Below are 18,244 nucleotides of genomic sequence, written 5' to 3' on the forward strand. Positions count from 1 at the left end.
GCAAGCTTCAGCGAGTCGCGACCGAGGGGGCGGCGGGCCGTATCGAGTCGGCGTGGGGGGCGCAGGCCGAGGGCCGCCGGCCAGGTCCGGGGGCGGTACCTGGACGGCGGCCCTGGGTGTCGTACGGGCCGGGCGGCGGAACCCGCTACGCGAGCAGCGCCGGGATGGTGGCCTCGTGGACCTCGCGCAGCTGCGCCAGGGGGAGCGAGAACTCGCCCTGGAGCTCGACCGTGTCGCCGTCGACGACACCGACGCGGGTGGCCGGGAGGCCGCGGGCGCCGCACATGTCGTTGAAGCGGACCTCCTCGGAGCGCGGCACGGCGACGATCGCGCGGCCGGCCGACTCGGAGAAGAGGAGGGTGAAGGCGTCCAGACCGTCGGGGACGATCAGGCGGGCGCCCTTGCCGCCGAGCAGGGCCGACTCGACGACCGCCTGGACCAGACCGCCGTCGGAGAGGTCGTGCGCGGAGTCGATCATGCCGTCGCGGGAGGCGGAGATCAGGATCTCGGCCAGCAGGCGCTCGCGCTCCAGGTCGACCTTCGGGGGCAGACCGCCGAGGTGGTCGTGGACCACCTGCGACCAGGCCGAGCCGCCGAACTCCTCGTGCGTGTCGCCGAGGAGGTAGAGCAGCTGGCCCTCCTCCTGGAAGGCGACCGGCGTGCGCCGGGCCACGTCGTCGATGACGCCGAGGACCGCGACGACCGGCGTCGGGTGGATGGCGGCCTCGCCCGTCTGGTTGTAGAGCGAGACGTTGCCGCCGGTCACCGGGGTGCCGAGCTGCTGGCAGGCGTCGGCCAGCCCGCGGATGGCCTCCGCGAACTGCCACATGACGGCCGGGTCCTCGGGCGAGCCGAAGTTCAGGCAGTCGGAGACGGCGAGCGGCTTGGCGCCGGTGGTGGCGACGTTGCGGTACGCCTCGGCGAGGGCGAGCTGGGCGCCGTGGTACGGGTCCAGCTTGGCGTACCGGCCGTTGCCGTCGGTGGCGATGGCGACGCCGAGGCCGGTCTCCTCGTCGATGCGGATCATGCCGGAGTCCTCGGGCTGGGCGAGGACGGTGTTGCCCTGCACGAAGTGGTCGTACTGCGAGGTGATCCACTTCTTCGAGGCCTGGTTGGGCGAGCCGACCAGCTTCAGGACCTGGTCCTTCAGCTCCTCCGAGGAGGCGGGCCTGGGCAGCTTGTTCGCGTCGTCCGCCTGGAGGGCGTCCTGCCACTCGGGGCGGGCGTACGGGCGCTCGTAGACCGGGCCGTCGTGGGCGACCGTGCGCGGGTCGACGTCGACGATCTTGCCGCCGTGCCAGAAGATCTCCAGGCGGTCGCCGTCGGTCACCTCACCGATGACGGTGGCGATGACGTCCCACTTGTCGCAGATCTCGAGGAAGCGGTCGACCTTCTCCGGCTCGACCACGGCGCACATGCGTTCCTGCGACTCGCTCATGAGGATCTCCTCGGGCGAGAGCGTGGAGTCGCGCAGCGGTACGTCGTCCAGGGTGACGCGCATGCCGCCGGAGCCGTTGGAGGCGAGCTCGGAGGTGGCGCAGGACAGGCCGGCCGCGCCGAGGTCCTGGATGCCGACGACCAGCTTCTCCTGGAAGGCCTCCAGGGTGCACTCGATGAGGAGCTTCTCCTGGAAGGGGTCGCCGACCTGGACGGCGGGGCGCTTGGAGGGCTTGGCGTCGTCGAAGGTCTCGGAGGCGAGGATCGACGCGCCGCCGATGCCGTCGCCGCCGGTCCGGGCCCCGTACAGGATGACCTTGTTGCCGGCGCCGGAGGCCTTCGCGAGGTGGATGTCCTCGTGCCGCATGACGCCGATGGCACCGGCGTTGACCAGCGGGTTGCCCTGGTAGCAGGCGTCGAAGACGACCTCGCCGCCGATGTTGGGCAGGCCGAGGCAGTTGCCGTAGCCACCGATGCCGGCGACCACGCCCGGCAGGACGCGCTTGGTGTCGGGGTGGTCGGCCGCGCCGAAGCGGAGCGGGTCGACGACGGCGACCGGGCGGGCGCCCATCGCGATGATGTCGCGGACGATGCCGCCCACGCCCGTGGCCGCGCCCTGGTAGGGCTCGACGTAGGAGGGGTGGTTGTGCGACTCGACCTTGAAGGTGACCGCGTAGCCCTGGCCGACGTCGACGACGCCGGCGTTCTCGCCGATGCCGACGAGGAGCGCGTCGGACTGCGGGGCCTTCTCGCCGAACTGGCGCAGGTGCACCTTCGACGACTTGTACGAGCAGTGCTCGGACCACATGACGGAGTACATGGCGAGCTCGGCGCCGGTCGGGCGGCGGCCGAGGATCTCCACCACCCGCTCGTACTCGTCCTTCTTCAGGCCGAGTTCGGCCCAGGGCAGCTCGACGTCGGGGGTCGCGGCCGCGTGCTCGACCGTGTCCAGAGGCGTCCGGCTCATACGTTGACCAGCTTCTTGAGGATCGAGGTGAAGAAGGGGAGGCCGTCGGTGCGGCCGGTGCCGATGAGCGGCTCCACGGCGTGCTCCGGGTGCGGCATCAGGCCGACGACGTTGCCGGCCTCGTTGGTGATGCCGGCGATGTCGTTGAGCGAGCCGTTGGGGTTGAAGTCCACGTAGCGGAAGGCGACCCGGCCCTCGGCCTCCAGCTCGTCCAGCGTGTACCGGTCGGCCACGTAGCGGCCGTCCATGTTCTTCAGCGGGATGTGGATCTCCTGGCCGGCCGTGTAGTCGGTCGTCCAGACGGTGTCCGCGTTCTCCACCCGCAGCTTCTGGTCGCGGCAGATGAAGTGGAGGTGGTCGTTGCCGAGCATCCCGCCGGGAAGCAGGTGGGCCTCGGTGAGGATCTGGAACCCGTTGCAGATGCCGAGGACCGGCAGACCGGCCTTCGCCTGCTCGATGAGGGTCTCCATCACCGGCGAGAAGCGGGCGATGGCACCGGCACGCAGGTAGTCGCCGTAGGAGAAGCCGCCGCACAGCACCACGGCGTCGACCTGGTGGAGGTCCTTGTCCTTGTGCCAGAGGGCGACCGGCTCGGCGCCGGCGAGCCGGATCGCGCGCTGGGTGTCCCGGTCGTCGAGGCTGCCCGGGAAAGTGACGACGCCAATACGAGCGGTCACTTCACGGCCTCCGCGACAGCGTCCTCGGACTCGACCTTGACGGTGAAGTCCTCGATGACGGTGTTGGCGAGGAAGGATTCCGCAAGATCGTGGATGCGGGCGAGCGCGGCCTCGTCGACCGGGCCCTCAACTTCCAGTTCGAATCGCTTTCCCTGACGTACGTCGGAGATGCCTTCGAAACCCAGCCGCGGCAGTGCGCGCTGCACCGCCTGGCCCTGGGGGTCGAGGATCTCCGGCTTGAGCATGACGTCGACTACGACGCGTGCCACTGGCACTCCCGGTGGTGTGGTGCTGAGCAGGTTCCTGATGGTGTCTCCAACAGGTGTCTTCAGACTACCCGCACAAAATTTCTACGCGAGTAGAGTTGTAGGAATCTACGTGAGCGTCATCACGATCAGGTCTCGGGGGCCCACTCCGGCGAAAAGTTCGGGGAAAGATCCCGGATTGGTGGACGAGGGGTATTGCGCCCGGACACGCGGGAAGATTTAGTCGGGCTTCCCAATGCATTGCGGGCACTGTACAAATGAATTGGCAATAGCCGATACTCGGCACGCCATCGCAGATGAGCTGTATGCCGTGCCACACGAAGGGACCGATATTCGTGGCGCAGAAGGTCGTGGTCACTCTCTTTGACGACATCGACGGCTCGGAAGCGGCGGAAACGATCGCCTTCGGACTCGACGGCAAGTCGTACGAGATCGACCTGAATGAAACCAATGCCGAGAAACTGCGTAAGGCGCTCGCGCCGTACGTGGAGGCCGGCCGCAAGCGGTCGAGGTCCGGCAGGGCGTACCAGCAGACGGAGGTCGCCCCCGACCCGGCGGCCGTCCGCGCCTGGGCCCAGGCGAACAAGATGGACGTACCCGCCCGCGGCCGGATCCCCAAGAAGGTCTACGAGGCGTTCGCCGAGGCGCAGTGAGCCGTTCCCCGGCAGGTTCCCGGGGTCCGTCAGCGGCCCCCGGGGACAACCGACTTGCGCTACCCCCCACATGGTCGGCTAATGTCTGGAGCACGCCGCCGGGCAGGGTCGAAAAGCCCAGCTCACGGAGGCCGTGCGGGTGTAGTTCAGTAGCAGAACATCCCCCTTCCAGGGGGAAGGCGCAGTGTGCGATTCCTGTCACCCGCTCTGCATCGCCGTCCCGACCACCTCGGTGGATCAGGTAGGCTGGTGCTCGCGCCGGTCGGTGAGAGCCGATCGGAGGCAATGCGGACGTAGCTCAGTTGGTAGAGCGCAACCTTGCCAAGGTTGAGGTCGCGAGTTCGAGCCTCGTCGTCCGCTCGGGAATGAGACCCCGGTCCACTGGACCGGGGTCTTTTCGTGTGCCACCGGTTCCCCGGGCGTCCCTTTTCCCCGCGCCTTCTGACATTTGTCATGCGGAGTGATGACGTCGCGCACTGCCGCCCGCGCCCGACGGCAGGGACGCTGACGTCATGGACACCGGGGAAGCAGCCAGGACAGCCGGGCCGGCCGGGGAGACCGGGGGCACGGCAGAGCATGTGATCGAGGTCACCGACCTCCGTCGGGTGTACGGGGGACGGTTCGAGGCGGTGCGCGGGATCTCCTTCCACGTCGACCGGGGAGAGATCTTCGCGCTGCTGGGCACCAACGGCGCCGGGAAGACGTCGACGGTGGAACTGCTGGAAGGGCTCGAACGGCCCGACGGCGGGCGGGTCAGGGTCCTCGGCCACGACCCGCACGCCGAGCGCGCCACCGTACGGCCGCGGACCGGGGTGATGCTCCAGGAGGGCGGCTTCCCCTCCGAGCTGACCGTGGCGGAGACCGCGCGGATGTGGGCCGGATGCGTGAGCGGGGCCCGCCCGGTCGCGGAGGCGCTCGCCCTGGTCGGACTGCCCGGCAAGGCCCGGGTACGGGTCAAGCAGCTCTCCGGGGGCGAACGGCGGCGGCTCGACCTGGCGCTGGCGCTGCTCGGGGAACCGGAGGTGCTGTTCCTCGACGAACCGACGACCGGCCTGGACGCCGAGGGGCGCCAGGACACCTGGGACCTGGTCAGGACCCTGCACGAGGCCGGGACGACGGTGCTGCTGACCACGCACTACCTGGAGGAGGCGGAAGGACTCGCCGACCGGCTGGCCATCCTGCACGCCGGGCGCATCGCGGCCGCCGGGACGCCCGCCGAGGTGACCGCCGCACAGCCGTCCCGGATCTCCTTCCGCCTGCCCGAGGGGTACTTCGTCGGCGATCTGCCGCCGCTGGCCGAGCTGGGGGTGTGCGACCACGAGACGGACGGGCGCCTCGTGCGGCTGCGGACCCGTCAGGTGCAGCGGGCGGCCACCGGGTTGCTGGTGTGGGCCGAGCGGACCGGCGTCGAACTGCGGGAGCTGGACGTGCGGTCCGCGTCGCTGGAGGAGGCGTTCCTCGGCATCGCACGCGCCGCCGGGGCCGGGAGCAGGGAGGTCGCGGCATGAGCGGCGCCACGGCCGGGGGTCCGGTGACGAGGGGCGTCAGGAGGAGCGCGGTGGGCGCGGGCAGGGGTGCGGGGACCACGCCGGTGAGCCGGATGGCCGCCCTCGCGCGGGCCGAGCTGGCGCTGCTCGGACGGAGCCGGGCCACCCTCGTGACCGCCGTACTGGTGCCGCTCGCACTGCCGTTCAGCCTGCGGTCGGTGGTCGACGAGATGGACGTCGGCGAGGCCGGCCTCACCGTCGGGGTGGTGCTGCTGCCCGCCGCGATCGGGTTCTCGCTGCTGTTCGGCGTGTACGGGGCACTGACCGGGATCTACACCGCCCGGCGCGAGGAACTCGTGCTGAAGCGGCTGCGCACCGGGGAGCTGCGGGATGCGGAGGTGCTCGCGGGTTCCGCGCTGCCGGTGCTCGCCACCGGGCTGGTGCAGTGCCTGGTGCTGGCCGCGGCCTGTACGGCCTTCCTCGACGTGCCCGCCCCCGAGGCGCCCCATCTGGCGGTGCTGGGGGTGCTTCTGGGGCTGGTGATGTGCGCGGCGCTGGCGGCGGTCACGGCGAGTCTGACCCGGACCGTGGAGAGCGCGCAGGTCACGACGATGCCGTTCGTGCTGGTGTCGATGGTCGCCTCGGGGGTGACCGTACCGCTGGAACTGCTGCCCGACCGGGTCGCCTCCCTGTGCGGACTGCTGCCGCTGAGCCCGGTCGTCACCCTCGTCCGCGGCGGCTGGACCGGCGACCTCTCGGCGTCCGGGACGCTGGTCGCCCTGGCCACCGCGCTGGCCTGGACGGTGGCGGCAGTGTTTGCTGTACGGCGGTGGTTCCGGTGGGAGCCGCGGCGCTGAGCGGCCATCCGTCTGGACGGATGGCCGGAGGGCCGGACGGCAGGGCCGGAGGGCCGGAGGGCAGGGCCGGAGGGCAGGGCCGGGGTCCCGGGGCGCCGGAAGGGACCGGGGAGACCGGGCGCGCCGGGGCCTCGGTCCTCCGGGTCGCCTCGCGGGCGGCGGCCGGAGCGGCGGGACGGTGAGGTTGCGGAGACCGCGGAGAACCACGGGAAACGGCGAGGACCGGCAGAGAACGGCAGAGAACAGCGGAGAACGGGGGAGGTCGTGCCGGTGCGCGGGACGGGGGGCTGGTGGCGGCGGAAGAGCACGCCGGCGAAGGTGGAGACGTACACGCGGTGGTCGTACCTCGTCTTCCCCGCGATCGAGGTCGGGACCTTCGGTCCGCCGGTCCTCGGCGGGGTCGGCGCACCGGCGGGCGGCTGGCTGTTCGTCCTGCTGCTCGCCCACGCGGTGCTCGCCACGGTGACCGCCCTGCGGGCGCTGGACTGGGTGCGCGGGCGCCGCGAGCAGCCGGTGCGCCTGATGTGCGCGCTGGCCGCCGTCACCGGCGCGCCGGCCCTGCTGGCGCTCGCCGTCACCGACGGGCGGGACGAGCACACGGACGCGGTCTCCGCACTCGGCGGGATATTCGTGGGTGTGCTCGTCTTCGGCGCCGGCACGATCGCGCTCGGCATCCGGCGGCGCAGCCGAGTGCTGTACCTGGTCGCCGGGTTCGGCGCGGGGGCCGCCGCCCTGGCGCCGGCTTTCGGCGCCGCCGGGACGGAGGTGCTGGCCACGTCGCTCGCGGTGCTCCTCGGTTCCGGCTTCCTCGCCTTCACCTCGGTCTTCTCCGTCTGGCTCCTCAACGCCGTCTACGAACTCGACGAGGCCCGCGAGACCCGCACCCGGCTCGCCGTCGCGGAGGAACGGCTGCGGTTCGGGCGGGATCTGCACGACGTGCTGGGGCGCAACCTCGCGGTCATCGCCCTGAAGAGCGAGCTGGCGGTCCAACTGGCCCGGCGGGACCGGCCGGAGGCGGTCGAGCAGATGATCGAGGTGCAGCGGATCGCGCAGGAGTCGCAGCGCGAGGTGCGCGACGTCGTACGGGGCTACCGGGAGGCCGATCTGGGCGTGGAACTCACCGGCGCGCACGGCGTGTTGACGGCCGCCGGGATCGAGTGCGAGGTGCGGGCCCCGGCCGGGTCGGCCGACCGGCTGCCCGCCGGGGTGCAGTCGGCGCTCGGGTGGGTGGTGCGGGAGGCGACCACGAACGTGCTGCGGCACGGGGACGCCGCACGGTGTTCCGTGAGACTGCGGGTGACGGAGGGACATGTGGTGCTGACGGTGGAGAGCGATGGGGTGGAGCCCGGGGGTGGTGAAGCGGGGGCCGTGAGTGGTGAAGCGGGGGCCGTGAGTGGTGGAGCGGCACTCGTCCGTGGTGGCGCGGATTCCTTCGGGGGCGGGGGCGCGGGGGGTGCGGCGGGAGGGGGCCGGGGCGGGTCGGGGCTCGCCGGGCTGCGGGAGCGGCTCGCGGAGGTGGACGGCACGCTGGAGGCCGGGTTCGCCGGCGCCGGGCGGTTCCGGGTGGTGGCCGAGGTGCCCCTGCGGGAGACGGCCGCCGTACGGGAGGTCACCGCGTGACCGTGCGGGTGCTGCTCGCCGACGACGAGCATCTGATCCGGGGCGCGCTGGCCGCGCTGCTCTCGCTGGAGGACGACCTGGTGATCGTCGCCGAGGCGGCCACCGGCCCGGAGGCACTGGCCATGGCGCGGGCGCACGCGCCGGACGTGGCCGTCCTGGACCTCCAGATGCCCGGCGCTGACGGTGTGAAGGTCGCCACATCGCTCCGGGTGGAACTGCCCGCGTGCCAGACGCTGATCGTCACCAGCCACGGCCGGCCGGGGCATCTGAAGCGGGCGCTCGCGGCGGGGGTGCGCGGGTTCGTCCCGAAGACGGTGAGCGCGCAGCGGCTCGCCGAGATCATCCGGACCGTGCACGCCGGCAACCGGTACGTCGACCCCGAGTTGGCCGCCGACGCCATCGCCGCCGGGGACTCGCCGCTGACCTCGCGCGAGGCCGAGGTGCTGGAGCTCGCCGCCGACGGGGCGCCCGTCGCGGAGATCGCCGAGCGGGCCGCGCTGTCGCCGGGAACCGTACGGAACTACCTCTCGTCGGCCGTCTCCAAGCTCGGGGCGGAGAACCGGCATGCGGCGGTGCGGCTCGCACGCGAGCGGGGTTGGGTATAGTTGCTCTCGCGCCACGGCGCAACGCGGACGTAGCTCAGTTGGTAGAGCGCAACCTTGCCAAGGTTGAGGTCGCGAGTTCGAGCCTCGTCGTCCGCTCGCGGAGAAAGCCCCCCGGCTTGTGTCGGGGGGCTTTTTCGTGCCTTCTCGCGCGTTCCCGCGCGTTCTCGCGCTCTTTGGGCGCCTGCTCTGTGGGGCGGGGCGGGGCGAGGGCGTGGCCCGGGTCGGGGCCACGCCCTGGTCGGCCCTACGCCCAGCTGGTGCCGGTGAGGCGTTCGTACGCCTCCACGTACTTCGCGCGCGTGGCGTCCACGATCTCCTGGGGCAGCTCCGGCGGCGGCTGCTCGCTCGCCCGGTCCCAGCCCGAGGCGGACGAGGTCAGCCAGTCGCGCACGAACTGCTTGTCGTACGACGGCTGCGCGCGGCCCGGCTGCCACTGGTCGGCCGGCCAGAAGCGGGAGGAGTCCGGGGTGAGGACCTCGTCGGCGATGACGAGGGTGCCTCCCTCATGGCCGAACTCGAACTTGGTGTCGGCGAGGATGATGCCCCGGTCGCGGGCGATGGCGCGGGCCCGGCCGTAGACGGCGAGGGTCGCCTGGCGCAGCTGGGCGGCGGTGTCGGCGCCGACCTGGCGGGCGACCTCCTCGTAGGAGACGTTCTCGTCGTGCTCGCCGACCGCGGCCTTGGTGGCCGGGGTGAAGATCGGGGCGGGGAGTTCACTGCCGTCGACCAGGCCCTCGGGCAGGGCGAGGCCGCACACCGTACGGGACTCCTTGTACTCGGCGAGGCCCGAGCCGGTGAGGTAGCCGCGGGCCACGCACTCCACCGGGACCATCCGCAGCGACTTGCAGACCAGGGTGCGGCCGGCCCAGTCGGCGGGGGCGCCGGCCGGGAGCTCGGTGCTGAGGACGTGGTTGGGGACCAGGTCGGCCAGCTGGTCGAACCACCACAGGGAGAGCTGGGTGAGGATGCGGCCCTTGTCGGGGATCTCGGTCGGCAGCACCCAGTCGAAGGCGGACGTACGGTCGCTGGCGACCATCACGAGATCGCCCGCCTCGTTCCGGTACAGCTCACGCACCTTGCCGGTGTGGAGGTGCACCAGGCCCGGCACCTGAAGCGGCTCGGGCTTTTCTACGAATCCGGACACGGTTCCTCCCCGTGGTTCTGTCCAATGACTTGATTCTCCCTTAGACCGGGATCGATCAGGACAGAGGGTCGGGTGGTCGGGGCGGGGGTTCAGTCGCGCTTGCAGATGCGGTCCAGGAGGTTCGCGGTGGCGCGCTGGACGCGGGGGTCCACATGGCCGGGGCGGTCCAGGGCCGGCGACCAGGCGAAGGTGCCGGAGGCGAAGACCAGGGCGCCCGAGCGGGCCCGGTACAGGGAGGTCTCCTGGTGGCGCAGGACGCCCCCCGTGTCGGTGTACGGCGAGTGGGCGAGGAGGGTGCGTTCCTCGTGGTCCGGGAGCGGGGTGCGGGGGAAGTAGCGGTCGGCCTCGCCGGCGACCAGGCCCTGGATCCCCTCGCCCTCGTGGGTGCCGGTCGCCTCCCACAGCCAGTGGCCGGCGTTGCGGACGATCAGCGGGCGGGGTTCGGGGACCCGGCCCGCGTACTGGATGCCGAGCAACTGCTGCTCGGCCCGGTCGATCTCGCGCCACAGGACGGAGCGGCCGGGGCCCTTGCGCTTGCGGCAGGTGAGCAGGCGGCCGGGGACACCCGACGGGGACGGGCCCAGCTCCACCTGCCAGTACAGGGTGTTGGCGGAGAGGAAGACCAGCGAGGTGCCGCTGTCACGGGCGCGCTCCACGGCGCGGCGCATGGTCTGCGACCAGTACTCGTCGTGGCCCGGGAAGATCAGGCCGCGGTAGCGGGTGGGGTCGATGTGGCCGACGTGCAGGTCGCGGGCGTCGGCGTAGGCGAGGTCGTAGCCGTAGCGTTCGGCCCAGCGGATGACGTCGTAGGCGTGGCCGACGTGGAGCGGGAGGCCCGCGCCGGCGTAGGGGCGGTCGAAGGAGACGGTCGTGGCGGCGTCGGCCTCGCCCAGCAGGCGGCCCTTCTCGTCCCAGGCGTGGTAGAGGCTGGCGCCGGTGCGGCCGTCCTCCGGGTAGAGGTTGTAGGCCTGCCAGGTGATGTCGGGGAGCAGCAGGAGCAGGTCGGCGGGGCGGCTGTCGCGGACGGTGAAGGGGATGTGGGAACGGTGGCCGTCGGCGGTGGTGAGGACGGCGACGTAGGCCCCGATGTTCCAGTACGACGGAACCTGAAGCCGCCAGGAGAGCCACCAGTGGTGGCAGGAGACCGTGCGGTCGGCGGTCAGCGGCGGGGGCTGGACGATGCCGGACAGCCGCGGGCTGGTGGTGATCTTCGCCGCGCCGTCGCCGTCGTAGTGGCCGATGCGGTAGATGTCGACGGCGAATTCCTGGGGCGGGTCGACGGTGATGTGGAAGTCGAGGGCGTCGCCGGGGGCGACCGCGCCGGTCGAGACGAAGCCCTTGATCTGGCGGCGTACGTCGTCGGCGGAGCGCGGGCCGCCGGAGGCGCGGGGGGACGGGATGCGGGGGGCGGCGTCCCGGGCGTGGCCCGGGGCGGGGGCCGGGTCGACGTACCAGGGGACGACCTGGCCGGTGTCGTCGAAGTAGGTCTCGCTGCCGCGCAGCCAGGGGAGGGGGCCCTGTCCGAACGGGTCCGTCACGGCGTGCGCCAGCGCTCCCGACTCCCACCGGCGGATGTGGTCCTGTCCCATGGTGCTCCCCTCCCTTTGGCCCCCGTGGTGGTCGTGCCAGGTGGTGGTCGTGCCAGGTGGTGGTGCGGCGGTCCGCCGTGGTGGCGGGGGTGGTCCGCCGTCGTGGCGGGGGTGGCCCGCGTGACGGCGTGGTGCCGGTGCGGTGACTGTTGCCCGATGGTGGGGTGACGTGGTTGTCCGTTTGTCCTATGTCGCGCGCCCATGCCATGGGCTCGTTCGGTCCCAGCACATCACATGACGCGCTCAGACAGTCACCATTCGGTGCGAATCGACTGGAAGTGGAATCAACCGCTCCGTCAGTGGTTCGGGCGGTCCGGGGTGGCGCCCGGGTGACCACCCCTGGCGACGCCCGGGTGTCGCCGGGGGTGGTGCCCGGGTGTCGCCGGGGGGGTGCCCGGGTGTCGCCGGGGTGCGTCAGCCGAGGCGTACCGGCTTCTCCGGGCGTATCCCCAGCTCCACCAGCCAGCTGCGCAGCGGGGCCGCGTCGCCGTCCTCCACCAGGCTGAGCACGCGGGGGGCCAGATCGGTCACGCGTTCGCCGTCGACCAGCAGGGACGGGCCGTCCAGCCAGTCCAGGCCGGGGGTGGCCCCCACCGTGTCCATCGCGGCGCAGCAGACCATCGCGGTGACGTGGTCGGTGAGGAGCTCGCGGTCGGTGCGCGGGGGCTGGAGGGGGAAGAGCGGCAGCGTGCCGCCGTCCCAGAGGGTGGCCGGGTCGGGGCCCGGCCCGGGCGCGGGGAGTTCCGGGGCGGCCGCGGACGGCTCGGTGCCGGCCTCCTCCCGGGCCAGCTCGGCACCGAGGCGGGCGGCGAGGGCGGCGCTGCGGGGGTTGGGGGCGGGCAGGTTCTCGTCGTCCTCGCCGGGCGCGGGGGTGCCGGGTGCGGCGGCGGGCGAGGGGGTGGCGGGCGTGGGGGTGCCGGGTGCGGCGGCGGGCGAGGGGGTGGCGGGCGTGGGGGTGCCGGGTGGCGCGGTGGCGGGGTGCGGGGCGGCGGGGTCCTCCGGGCCGGGGAGCGCGTGTTCCACGCCCGTCAGGTGGTCCAGGACCCGGGCCAGCGTGGGGCCGTCGGAGGAGGCCCCCGTCAGCCGGTCGGGGACGCGGCGGACGCCCAGGGTGTCCAGGACGCGGTGCAGGCGGGCCGCGTCGGTGCGCCACTTGCGGTCCACGACCTCGTCCGGATAGTCCTGCCAGCCCACCGGGGACCAGTCCGGACCGGGTTCCGCCGGGCCGCCGTGGAAGAGACGGGCGGCCAGCAGGGAAGCGGCCTCGTCGACCGCGCCGGGCTCCTCCAGCAGGTCGCAGGCGGGACGCTCCCCGAGCCGGGAGGCGAAGCCCTCGGCGAGGCGGTCCCGCCGGGACAGTTCGGTCAGGGCGGCGACGACACCCGCGTCCAGCCGGGACGGCCACCGGCCCATCCGCCAGGCGGGCAGCGCCACCCGGGTGAGGAGCCGGTCCCAGCCCGCGTACGCCAGCCCCACCTGTTCCTGCGCGACGATCCGCAGGCCGTAGTCCACGCTCTGCGCGCGCTCGGCCGCCGCCGCGGCCACCCCCCGCTCCATCTCCGCCGCGTGGACCTGACAGCCGCGCAGCAGCAGCCGCGCGACCCGGCCGACGCCCGCGCAGACCAGGCGTACGCCGGGACAGCGGCCGCGGCCGCGGTCGGAGGAGACGGCCACCGCGGCGTCCAGCCCCCGCACGAAGCGCCGGGCGGCGGCTATGTCGGGGTGCGCCGAGGGTCCCGTACCGGCGACGACCGGGGCGAGGACGGCCCGCAGCTCGGCCACCCGCATCCACCACAGGAACGGCGAGCCGATGACGAGGACGGGCGCGGTCGGTGTACGGCGGTGAGGGTTCCGGCCCGGCCCGGCTATCTCGTCCGGGTCGCGCGGCGCGGGCGGGCCGTGGGCCGGGTGGGCCCGGTCCTCCAGCCAGCTGTCGCAGTCCGGGGTGAGCGCTATGGCCGACGGCGCGGGGACGTCGAGCCGCTCGGCGAGGTCGCGCACCAGCCGGTACAGGTCGGGAGCCGCGCGCTCGGCGATCGCGACCGTGGGACTGACGGCGGGGCGGGCCCGCGCGACGACCAGGGCGACGACACCGGCGGCGGTCAGCACGACGAGCGCGAGCGCGGACACGACCCCGCGGGCGACGTCCCAGCCGGGGCCCACCAGGTGCCCGGAGGAGGCACCGGCCAGCAGGATCGCGGCGGCCGCCGCCGGCAGCAGCGCCACCGCCAGCGCCCAGCCGCGGATGCGCAGGACGGCCAGCGCCCGGGCCCTGGCGGCCTGCGCGCCCGCTTCCCTTCCCCTACCGGTCACGGCCGGACCTCACCCCCTCCCCTCGATCCCGGCTGTCCTGTCCGGCCCAGCCCGCTGCGTTTCGCTCACTCCCCCACTGTGGCACCCGCGACTGACATCGCAATGCCGATGGGCCAAGTGCCGGAGAGCTTGCGCCGCACCCTAGTTGGCCCTCCGGCCCCCGTCAGCCGGATGCGGTAGCGCTCACTCGATGGAATGGCTTTGGGGAAAGGTGTATGACGGAGGGCAACGAAAAGGCCCCGGATTCCAGAGGTGTTCACCTGCTGGAACCGGGGCCCGAAAGTGCCTGCTGGTCGGCCTGTTACGCCTTCGCCGCCGCCTCCGCCGCGGCCTTCGCCGCGATGTCGGTGCGGTGCTGGGAGCCGTCGAGACCGATCCGCGCGACCGACCGGTACGCCCGCTCGCGGGCCTGGGTGAGGTCCTCGCCCGTGGCGGTGACGGACAGGACCCGGCCGCCCGCGCTGACCACGGCGTCGCCGTCGACCCGCGTACCGGCGTGCAGGACGTAGGCGTGCGGGGCGTCCTCGGCGGCGACCTCGGCGAGGCCGGTGATCGGGTCACCGGTGCGCGGGGTGCCGGGATAGTTGTGGGAGGCGACGACCACCGTGACGGCCGCCTCCTCGCTCCAGCGCAGCGGCGCGAGGTCGCCGAGGGTGCCGGTGGCGGCGGCCAGGAGGACGCCGGCGAGCGGGGTCCTCAGCCGGGCCAGGACGACCTGGGTCTCGGGGTCGCCGAACCGGGCGTTGAACTCGATCACCCGCACACCGCGGCCGGTGATCGCGAGGCCGGCGTAGAGCAGGCCGGAGAACGGGGTGCCGCGGCGCCGCATCTCGTCGACGGTCGGTTGCAGCACGGTCCGCCTGACCTCGTCGACCAGCGCCGGATCGGCCCAGGGCAGCGGGGAGTACGCGCCCATGCCGCCGGTGTTGGGGCCCTCGTCGCCGTCGAGCGCGCGCTTGAAGTCCTGGGCGGGCTGGAGCGGGACGACCGTGTCGCCGTCGGTGATCGCGAAGAGGGAGACCTCCGGGCCGTCGAGGAACTCCTCGATGACGACCCGCTCGCACCCCGCCGCGTGCGCCTTCGCGGCCTCGAGGTCGTCGGTCACCACGACGCCCTTGCCGGCGGCCAGGCCGTCGTCCTTGACGACGTACGGGGCGCCGAAGGCGTCGAGGGCCTCGGCCACCTCGTCGGGCGTGGTGCAGACGTAGGACCGGGCGGTCGGCACGCCGGCCGCGGCCATCACGTCCTTGGCGAACGCCTTGGAGCCCTCCAGTTGCGCGGCCTCACCGGAGGGACCGAAGACCGGGATGCCCGCCGCGCACACGGCGTCGGCGACCCCGGCGACGAGCGGGGCCTCGGGCCCCACGATCACGAGGTCGGCGCCGAGCTCGGTGGCGAGCTCGGACACGGCCTTGCCGTCCAGGGCGTCGACCTGGTGCAGCTCGGCGACCTCGGCGATGCCGGCGTTGCCGGGCGCGCAGTGCAGCGCGGTGACGGCGGGGTCGAGGGACAGTGAGCGGCACAGGGCGTGTTCGCGGGCGCCGCTGCCGATGACGAGGACGTTCACGGGGCCAGCCTAACGGGCGGCGGGCGGAGCGGTTTGTGCGGGCTTCCGAGGGCGACGGGGCGCATCCTTCGTAGGTTCCTCCGAGGGGAGGCGCGTCGACGGGACTCGGCTCGCGGGCGGTTCCGGGTCGCTGGTCCGCCGGTACTCGGCTCGCGGGCGGTTCCGTGACGCCGGTCCGCCGGTACTCGGCTCGCGGGCGGTTCCGTGACGCCGGTCCGCCGGTACTCGGCTCGCGGGCGGTTCCGTGACGCCGGTCGTGCCGTGGTGGCGTGCCGGTTCTCGGCCGCCCGCCCGGCCTTCCATGCGACGCCACGCGTGACGTCACGCCTGTCGCTCCGGCTCGGCCGTCCCGCCGGGTGCGCCGTCCGGGCGGGTGCGCCGTGAGGCCGGGGGTGCTGTACCGGCGGATCGGGCTGCCCCGGCGCGTGTGCGGGCCCGACAGGTCGGCCTGTCGCGGCGGATCGGGCTGTCCCGGCGGATCGGGCTGTCCGGCGGATGTGCGGCCCGCTACTCGTTCGTGAACTCCTCCATGACCGTCGCCCCCAGCTCCCGCACGATCAGTTCGTGGCCGGAGAGGGCGGACTCGTTGAGGTCGGGGTCGTCGTCCTCGGGGATGTCGTCCTCGAGGGCCACGGGCTCCGGGGCGGACGTGGGCTGCGGACGGGGTGCCGCAGGGGCGGGGGCCGCCGGGGCCGCGGAACGGGCCGGGACGGTGCTCGGGCCGGTGGACGCGCCCGGGGAGGCGGACTGGGGAGCGCCACCGCCGTAGCCACCCGATGAGCCGTAGCCGCCGGGCGTGCCCTGACCGCCGCCCGGGGCACCGCCACCGCCGCCGAAGGCGGAGGAGCCGCCGGAGCCGGAGAAGCCACCGGGACCACCGGGACCGGACGGGCCACCGGCACCGCCGTAGCCGCCGAGACCGCCGGCCGGAGAGGCGGGTCCTCCGTAGCGGCCTGAGCCGCCTGAGCCGCCTGCGGCCTCGACGATCGCCTCGATCTTCCATTGGACGTTGAACTGCTCGCCCAACGCCTGTCGCAGCACGTCCTCGCTGCCGCTGCTCGCGAAGTTGTCGCGGGCGCCCGCGCTGGCGAAGCCGAGCTGGAGTGTGGTGCCGTCGAAGCCGGTGATCTGGGCGTTCTGGCTGAGGAGGATCCAGGTGAAGCGGCGACGGTTCTTGACCGCCTCCAGGATGTTCGGCCAGAGCGTGCGGGGGTCGAGGCCGCCGGCCGGGGGCGCGTAGGCGGCGGGCGCGGGGCCGGCCGGGGGCGCGGTGGCCGGGGAGCCGGCGGGCGGGGCCGCGGGGGGCGCCGAAGGGCGGGCGCCACCGCCCGCGGGAGCGGCCGTGGGCCAGCCGCCGGGGCGGCGTCCGCCGCCCGCCGGAGCGGCCGTGGGCCAGGCACCCGGGGCGGGGGCCGAGGGGGCGGCCGGGGCGGGAGCCGGTGCCGGGGCGGCTTCGACGGGCGCGGAGGCGGCCGCAGGGGCGGAAGGGGGAGCGGAGACGGGTGCGGGCGCGGGCGCGGGCGCGGCAGCCGGTGCTGCGGGCTGCGGCGCGGACGGAACGGGAGGCGGAGCGGCGGCCGGGGGCTGGGACTGGAAGTTGGGCTGGGGCTGGGGCTGGGCTCCCGGGCCGCGTACCGCCGCGCGGGCGGCCGCCGCGCCGCCACCCGGCGGGATCGGTGCGGCGGCGGGCACCCCGGCCGCTCCCCCATGCCCCTCGGGACCGGGCACGTACCCCATGGCCGGCATCCCGGTGGCACCGCTCGCGGCGAAGTTCACCCCGCGCTCGATGCGGTCGAGGCGGGCCATGACGGACCGCTCGTCGCCGTAGGCGGCGGGCAGCAGGACGCGCGCGCAGATCAGCTCGAGTTGGAGGCGGGGCGAGGTCGCACCGCGCATCTCGGTGAGGCCCTCGTTGACGAGGTCGGCGGCGCGGCTGAGTTCGGCGGCGCCGAAGACGCCGGCCTGGGCCTGCATCCGCTCGATGACATCGGCGGGGGCGTCGATGAGGCCCTTCTCCGCCGCGTCCGGGACGGCGGCGAGGATCACCAGGTCCCGCAGCCGCTCCAGGAGGTCGGTGACGAAGCGCCGGGGGTCGTTGCCGCCCTCGATGACACGGTCCACGACCTCGAAGGCGGCGGCCCCGTCACCCGTGGCGAAGGCCTCGACGACGGAGTCGAGCAGCGAGCCGTCCGTGTACCCGAGCAGCGAGGTGGCCATGGCGTACGTCACGCCGTCGGCGCCCGCGCCGGCGAGCAGCTGGTCCATGACGGACATGGAGTCACGCACGGACCCCGCGCCCGCGCGCACGACGAGCGGCAGCACCCCGTCCTCGACGGGGATGTCCTCCTTCTGGCACACCTCGCCGAGGTACTCCCGCAGGGTGCCCGGGGGGACCAGGCGGAACGGGTAGTGGTGGGTCCGCGAACGGATGGTCCCGATGACCTTCTCGGGTTCGGTGGTGGCGAAGATGAACTTCAGGTGCTCCGGCGGCTCCTCGACGACCTTGAGCAGCGCGTTGAAACCGGCCGACGTGACCATGTGGGCCTCGTCGATGATGTAGATCTTGTAGCGACTGCCGGCTGGCCCGAAGAAGGCCTTTTCCCGCAGGTCACGGGCGTCGTCCACACCGCCGTGCGAGGCGGCGTCGATCTCGATGACGTCGATGGACCCAGGTCCGTTCCGCGCCAGGTCCCGGCACGACTGGCACTCCCCGCAGGGAGTCGGCGTGGGCCCCTGCTCGCAGTTCAGGCACCGGGCCAGGATGCGCGCGCTGGTCGTCTTGCCACACCCGCGCGGCCCGCTGAACAGGTACGCGTGATTGACCCGGTTGTTCCGCAGCGCCTGCTGCAGCGGGTCGGTGACATGCTCCTGCCCGATGACCTCGGCGAAGGACTCCGGGCGGTAGCGGCGGTACAACGCGAGAGACGACACGCCTACGAGGTTATAGGCGCCCACCGACAACCGGACTCGCCCGAGGTCCATGGCCTCGGCACGCACGGCTCGCCGGGGACACCACCCACCCAGTGGAAGCTCACCCCAGGCGCGAAAGCCCGGGGGGACCC

The 18,244-nt window shown here is 73.5% G+C and carries 13 protein-coding genes and 3 tRNA genes; 8 read left to right on the plus strand and 8 right to left on the minus strand.

What is annotated here, in order from left to right; all coding sequences use genetic code 11:
• Positions 1-145 precede the first annotated feature (145 nt).
• The 3 genes from purL to purS are packed head-to-tail and all read right to left on the minus strand — an operon-like array spanning position 146 to position 3,350.
• Complete coding sequence (gene purL / locus ACFYWQ_RS23705) at positions 146-2,404, minus strand: phosphoribosylformylglycinamidine synthase subunit PurL (RefSeq protein ID WP_389518866.1); 2,259 nt, start codon at positions 2,402-2,404, stop codon at positions 146-148.
• Positions 2,401-3,081 (minus strand): phosphoribosylformylglycinamidine synthase subunit PurQ, encoded by a 681-nt coding sequence (purQ, locus tag ACFYWQ_RS23710; RefSeq protein WP_389518867.1) that lies wholly within the window; start codon positions 3,079-3,081, stop codon positions 2,401-2,403. Before purQ ends, purL begins: the two co-directional genes overlap by 4 nt.
• Positions 3,078-3,350: a phosphoribosylformylglycinamidine synthase subunit PurS gene (gene purS, locus ACFYWQ_RS23715; protein WP_389518868.1), complete on the minus strand. Its 273-nt coding sequence runs from the start codon at positions 3,348-3,350 to the stop codon at positions 3,078-3,080. The genes purQ and purS overlap by 4 nt, the downstream gene beginning before the upstream one ends.
• A gap of 332 nt (positions 3,351-3,682) precedes the next feature.
• On the opposite strand from purS, the gene ACFYWQ_RS23720 reads away from it, so the two are divergent.
• The 8 genes from ACFYWQ_RS23720 to ACFYWQ_RS23755 all read left to right on the plus strand — a co-directional run bounded on the left by ACFYWQ_RS23720 (position 3,683) and on the right by ACFYWQ_RS23755 (position 8,665).
• Positions 3,683-4,000, plus strand: coding sequence for an Lsr2 family protein (locus ACFYWQ_RS23720; protein WP_385071463.1), 318 nt, complete (start codon positions 3,683-3,685; stop codon positions 3,998-4,000).
• Between the two features lie 135 nt (positions 4,001-4,135).
• Positions 4,136-4,207: transfer RNA gene (locus ACFYWQ_RS23725), tRNA-Gly, on the plus strand.
• An 80-nt stretch (positions 4,208-4,287) separates the two neighbouring features.
• Positions 4,288-4,360 (plus strand) — tRNA-Gly (locus tag ACFYWQ_RS23730).
• Positions 4,361-4,512: 152 nt separating this feature from the next.
• Positions 4,513-5,508: an ABC transporter ATP-binding protein gene (locus ACFYWQ_RS23735; protein WP_389518869.1), complete on the plus strand. Its 996-nt coding sequence runs from the start codon at positions 4,513-4,515 to the stop codon at positions 5,506-5,508.
• Positions 5,505-6,344, plus strand: coding sequence for an ABC transporter permease (locus ACFYWQ_RS23740; RefSeq protein WP_389518870.1), 840 nt, complete (start codon positions 5,505-5,507; stop codon positions 6,342-6,344). Before ACFYWQ_RS23735 ends, ACFYWQ_RS23740 begins: the two co-directional genes overlap by 4 nt.
• Positions 6,345-6,614: 270 nt before the next feature.
• The gene (locus ACFYWQ_RS23745) at positions 6,615-7,964 is read left to right on the plus strand and encodes a sensor histidine kinase (protein WP_389518871.1); all 1,350 of its coding nucleotides are present in this window, start codon (positions 6,615-6,617) and stop codon (positions 7,962-7,964) included.
• Positions 7,961-8,569, plus strand: a complete 609-nt coding sequence (locus ACFYWQ_RS23750; RefSeq protein WP_389518872.1) for a response regulator — start codon at positions 7,961-7,963, stop codon at positions 8,567-8,569. The genes ACFYWQ_RS23745 and ACFYWQ_RS23750 overlap by 4 nt, the downstream gene beginning before the upstream one ends.
• A gap of 23 nt (positions 8,570-8,592) precedes the next feature.
• A tRNA-Gly gene (locus ACFYWQ_RS23755) sits at positions 8,593-8,665 on the plus strand.
• Positions 8,666-8,813: 148 nt separating this feature from the next.
• Here the strand turns inward: ACFYWQ_RS23755 and ACFYWQ_RS23760 are convergent.
• The 5 genes from ACFYWQ_RS23760 to ACFYWQ_RS23780 form a co-directional block, all read right to left on the minus strand.
• Complete coding sequence (locus tag ACFYWQ_RS23760) at positions 8,814-9,713, minus strand: phosphoribosylaminoimidazolesuccinocarboxamide synthase (RefSeq protein ID WP_389518873.1); 900 nt, start codon at positions 9,711-9,713, stop codon at positions 8,814-8,816.
• A gap of 89 nt (positions 9,714-9,802) precedes the next feature.
• Positions 9,803-11,302, minus strand: coding sequence for a N,N-dimethylformamidase beta subunit family domain-containing protein (locus tag ACFYWQ_RS23765; RefSeq protein WP_389518874.1), 1,500 nt, complete (start codon positions 11,300-11,302; stop codon positions 9,803-9,805).
• A 414-nt stretch (positions 11,303-11,716) separates the two neighbouring features.
• Positions 11,717-13,615 carry a hypothetical protein gene (locus ACFYWQ_RS23770; RefSeq protein WP_389518875.1) on the minus strand — a complete coding sequence of 633 codons (1,899 nt, stop codon included), beginning with the start codon at positions 13,613-13,615 and terminating at the stop codon, positions 11,717-11,719.
• A gap of 301 nt (positions 13,616-13,916) precedes the next feature.
• Positions 13,917-15,182, minus strand: coding sequence for a phosphoribosylamine--glycine ligase (gene purD, locus ACFYWQ_RS23775; protein ID WP_389518876.1), 1,266 nt, complete (start codon positions 15,180-15,182; stop codon positions 13,917-13,919).
• Between the two features lie 507 nt (positions 15,183-15,689).
• Positions 15,690-18,113, minus strand: coding sequence for a DNA polymerase III subunit gamma and tau (locus ACFYWQ_RS23780; protein WP_389518877.1), 2,424 nt, complete (start codon positions 18,111-18,113; stop codon positions 15,690-15,692).
• Positions 18,114-18,244: the final 131 nt, after the last annotated feature.

Source organism: Streptomyces sp. NPDC003247 (genome assembly GCF_042888135.1).
GTDB lineage: Bacteria > Actinomycetota > Actinomycetes > Streptomycetales > Streptomycetaceae > Streptomyces.

Coding starts and splice junctions, on each gene's coding strand:
- ACFYWQ_RS23740 (WP_389518870.1), top strand. CDS start 5,505: ATGAGCGGCGCCACGGCCGGGGGTCCGGTGACGAGGGGCGTCAGGAGG.
- purL (WP_389518866.1), bottom strand. CDS start 2,404: ATGAGCCGGACGCCTCTGGACACGGTCGAGCACGCGGCCGCGACCCCC.
- ACFYWQ_RS23735 (WP_389518869.1), top strand. CDS start 4,513: ATGGACACCGGGGAAGCAGCCAGGACAGCCGGGCCGGCCGGGGAGACC.
- ACFYWQ_RS23765 (WP_389518874.1), bottom strand. CDS start 11,302: ATGGGACAGGACCACATCCGCCGGTGGGAGTCGGGAGCGCTGGCGCAC.